This window comes from Streptomyces sp. NPDC058086 (genome assembly GCF_042885015.1).
Taxonomy (GTDB): Bacteria; Actinomycetota; Actinomycetes; order Streptomycetales; family Streptomycetaceae; genus Streptomyces.
Map to the genome: position 1 here is coordinate 1 of NZ_JBHVST010000246.1, position 3833 is coordinate 3833.

General features: G+C 67.5%; 5 protein-coding genes. 2 read left to right on the forward strand and 3 right to left on the reverse strand.

Features of this window, described 5'->3' with window-relative positions; translation table 11 throughout:
• Positions 1-154: 154 nt before the first annotated feature.
• The gene (locus tag ACFVWD_RS57720) at positions 155-487 is read right to left on the reverse strand and encodes an AAA family ATPase (protein ID WP_389607153.1); all 333 of its coding nucleotides are present in this window, start codon (positions 485-487) and stop codon (positions 155-157) included.
• Between the two features lie 127 nt (positions 488-614).
• Here ACFVWD_RS57720 and ACFVWD_RS57725 point away from each other — a divergent pair, with 127 nt between their 5' ends.
• Positions 615-1898, forward strand: a complete 1284-nt coding sequence (locus ACFVWD_RS57725; protein WP_389607155.1) for a hypothetical protein — start codon at positions 615-617, stop codon at positions 1896-1898.
• A 133-nt stretch (positions 1899-2031) separates the two neighbouring features.
• Here the strand turns inward: ACFVWD_RS57725 and ACFVWD_RS57730 are convergent, their stop codons facing one another.
• Positions 2032-2382 (reverse strand): hypothetical protein, encoded by a 351-nt coding sequence (locus tag ACFVWD_RS57730; RefSeq protein WP_389607156.1) that lies wholly within the window; start codon positions 2380-2382, stop codon positions 2032-2034.
• Positions 2379-2858, reverse strand: coding sequence for a Pycsar system effector family protein (locus ACFVWD_RS57735; protein WP_389607158.1), 480 nt, complete (start codon positions 2856-2858; stop codon positions 2379-2381). The genes ACFVWD_RS57730 and ACFVWD_RS57735 overlap by 4 nt, the downstream gene beginning before the upstream one ends.
• A gap of 259 nt (positions 2859-3117) precedes the next feature.
• Here ACFVWD_RS57735 and ACFVWD_RS57740 point away from each other — a divergent pair, with 259 nt between their 5' ends.
• Positions 3118-3717, forward strand: a complete 600-nt coding sequence (locus tag ACFVWD_RS57740; RefSeq protein ID WP_389607159.1) for a leucine-rich repeat domain-containing protein — start codon at positions 3118-3120, stop codon at positions 3715-3717.
• Positions 3718-3833: the final 116 nt, after the last annotated feature.

The following is a 3833-nucleotide window of genomic DNA, read 5'->3' on the forward strand; positions in this document are numbered from 1 at the left end:
TCCAGCCCCACCCTCGATCAGCGAACAGACCGATCATGGCAGCCCGGCACACTCATCATCACCGGTTTACGGATTTCCCAACGGAGTCGTTCACGAGGGGGAGTAGTCACCATGGCCGTGTTGCGGGCGCTGACGCCCGGCAGGCCGTGCAGCTTCATGTAGTGGTTGACGGTCTGAGGGCTGCGGGGGCGGCTTGGGGGCCGGCCCGGGAAGAGGAAGCCCGGTGTCCCGGTGTGCGGCTGCTGGAGCACGGCGGCTCCCTGGCGGCCCTGGTGACGTTCGTGGCGTCGACGACCGTGAACCGGCGCCGCGCCATCCGGCGCTCCAGGACCAGGTGCAGGGCGTCGACCGCGTCGGCCGTCGCCTCCTGGTCGCCCGCGTCGTCGCTCACCGCCTCGCGCATCGCGTCCAGTGACAGGACCTGCGAGGCGGGCCAGGTGCCGGCCAGCGTGCTCTTCCCGGCGCCCGACGCACCGATGAGGACCACCAGGCAGCTACGCCCCGGGAAAGTGATGTCACACCCATCATGACAGGTCAGAGGTCGTTTTCGTAGGAGGAACGGCACAGGTGACGAGCCTTGTTCGGCCCTCTCTGGGGCACCCAGAATCTCCGTTATGAATCACTCGGGGAAAGTCGATCAGGACGACATCGTGCGAGCGCGGAATGTGCTGCTCGCATCGGGTCGCCGCACGCCGCGCGAGGAAGTCGACGCGTACCGAGTACTCGCCCAGGTCAGCCCCGCCTCGTACCTGCCGCTCTTGGCCAGGGCGCTGCAACGTCTGAGTTACGACACCAGCTCCGGCAAGAAGCATGCGGCCTGCCTCGCGCTGTGCGAGGAGGCGGTGGCCGTGGCGCGGTCCATCGATTCGGCCGAACCTGCCCGTGCGGATGTTCTGTACGAGGCTCTCAACACGTGCCAGAGAGAGCTGTACGACCTGGGGCGACGCGCCGAAGGGCTGGCCATGCGCGCCGAGATGCTCGCCATTGGGCGTGCGCAGGCCGAACTGTCCGGAGACTCCGTGGTCAAAGGACTGCGTGTATGGGCTGCCGGTCTTTCCGAGGAAGGCCGGTATGCCGAGGCTGCCGATGCCATGATCGAGTTGGTCGCAGCGATCCTGCCCGATGGGCCCGCCAGCGGGGGTCTCGCCTGGTCACTCCTGGAGTGGATCGCCGCTCTCCATGACGCCGGCCGGTCCGGCGAAGTGCTCGCCGCGTTCGAGACACTCGTCAGTATGGAAGCGGTCGAAGCCGCGAATGACCGCAGCCCGATGGCCTGCCATCTCTACTCGCTCATTGGGTACGCGCGGATGCTCGACACCCACGGCCGAGGAGGGCAGGCGGCCCTCGTGCGGCAAGAGGCACTCGCCTTGCTGACGGAGTTGGCCGATACCGGTGAGCGGAAGTCCTGGAGTGGCTATCAGGCGTCGTTTTGGGCGGTGCTGCTGACCTTCTCCGGTGCCGAAAGCGATCGGCCTGCGCCCGATGGACCGCGTCCGCCTTCGGGGGCGGCGCCCATGCAGTGGTCGCCCGATGCCAAGCGGCGTTACTTCGACAGCCGTCATGCCCTCCGTGAAGAGGTGGACACCCTTGCTGCGCGAGCCACCGAGGATCCGGACCAGCATCTGGCCGAACTGGTCCGGCTGCATCGGGTCCTCACCGTCCGCTCCGCTGTTTACTGGGAGAACCGTACCCATCTGTTCGCGGAGCGAGTGCGCTCCTTGTTCGACGACGGAGTGGGTCTGGCCCGTCGGCTGTCTCAGCATGATCCGACAGACGGAACGCGAACACTGGCCAGGATCCTGATCGACCGATCGACCTTCCACACCGCCGCCTGCGAGTTCGGGCCCGCCCTCGACGACTTCCGCCAAGCCCTGAGCTACCTGGGGGAGGCCAACTAACCTGAGTCGGCCGACGTCCGCTCCAGGACTCGTACACACGAGCAGCTCCGCCAGACCGAGGAAGATCGGCGATTCCGCAACTTCCAATAGCCCGGGTTACCAGTATCCGGCAAGTCCGGGTAGGTCAGCGAGGTCATGCGGAGTCTCCTTGCGGGGCAAGGGCTTGGGCCGCCCAGATCAGGTGCTGCCCGGCGTTGTCGGTGATCAGGGCGGCGGCCTCGTGCAGCGGGCACGAGGCGTCGCCGTCGGGTTCGGTCTGTTCGGCCCGGCGCGCGGCGGTGGTGAGCAGCTGCGCGACGGCCGCGATGAACCCGCCGGGTGGGTCGGTGTCCTCGATGAGTTCGCGCAGGATCGCGGCGAGCTCCGCCTGGTCGACGTCGGCGGCGCCCAGGTCGTCCTGGATCTGCTGGAGCGCGAGCTGGGCGATGCCAGCCGAGGCGCGGATGCGTTCCAGACGGGTGCGGGCCTGCGCGGCCGCTGTCACAACGCGAGGCTGGCGGCGGCCAGCGCGAGCAGGGCCAGGGCGGCGAGGGACAGGTCGACCGCGCGCCGCAGGTGGATGAACTTCCGTACGGCGAGGGCGGACAGGACCCGGATGCGGGCGGCGCGGGTGTCCCCGTCCATGCAAGCGCGGATCTCGTCTTCGTCCAGGCGTGCCCAGTGCGGGAAGGACGCCCGGTCGTCGCCGCGCAGGCGGGGCCTGACGACTAGGAGCAGCAGCACGGCGGCCGCGCCCAGGGCGAGGACGGCGAGCGCGCCGAAGACCTTCGTCGCGATCGGCAGGTCCTTGTCCGCGACGGACGCGAGGCCGGCGAGGACTGCGCCGTTGAAGGCGAGCAGTAAGGGCGACTTGCCGTCCGTGCGTCCGGAAACGCGCGGGTTCGCAGATTCCGGGACAGGTGTGACGACGAACCCGGCTCCCTGCCCACCGTTGGAGGCGGCTCGGGGAGCGGGTTCCACTGGCCATTAAGCACTGGGCCGGCCAGATGAAGATCCGTATCTTGGCCACATGGTGGATTCGGGAGAGTCGAGACTCTTTGTGAACCGTTGGGGCGACACGTCGGACCCGGCATCTGTAGGACGCGCTTCCTACCGGGATGAGTGCGCGTGCTTCGACCAGGCCAAGCCGCATCCGCGAGCCCGTGTCGGTTTCCACGCCGAACATCAGGACACCTCGACCGCGGGGTGACGACATCTGCTGGAGTTGATCGACGAGGCGGTGGAAGACGGGAGGGAGGAGTTCCGACCTCTGGTCGACCTCAGTGCCGAGGAGCGCCGACAGGTCATCACCCTGCCGCCGAGCATCGCCAAACTGACGGCGGTCAAGCACTTCGTGCTCTACGGCAGCAACCTGGTCCGAATACCGCCCGAGATCGGTGCAATGACCAGCCTGGAGGAACTCACCCCCTACACCTCGTACCGGCTGCACTGGTTCCCCTACGAGATCACCAGATGCTCAAAGCTGGTCCGGAGCACGGTGAGCACCCGCGCGCTGTTCGGGAACTACAAGCTCCGTCCTCTTTTCCCTCGACTGCAGCCACCGCGAGTTTCCGTCACTGATCTTGACCCGTCAGCGCTTGATGCCCGGCGCTGGGGTACCACGGTCATCCGTGGGTGCAGTGTCTGCGATCGGCCGATCGAACAGGGTGGGCTCCACCAAGTGTGGATCTCCCTTCGGGTGGCCACCGACGTCCTGCCTCTCCTGGTCAACGCCTGCTCGGCAGCTTGCGTTTCCGCCCTGCCCTCCGGTCCCGAGGACTACGTGCAGCTGCCGCACACAGGCGGCGGGGTCAAGCAGCCGCCGTCCGACTGGGACTGATCGGACTGTCAGCGGGGCAGTCGGGCTGTCCGCTCTGGATACGCTGCAGCGACGTAGCGCATGGCGGTCTGTTCGGTGATGCCGAAAAGCCTCATGAGCTTGAGCGGGTCGCCGGT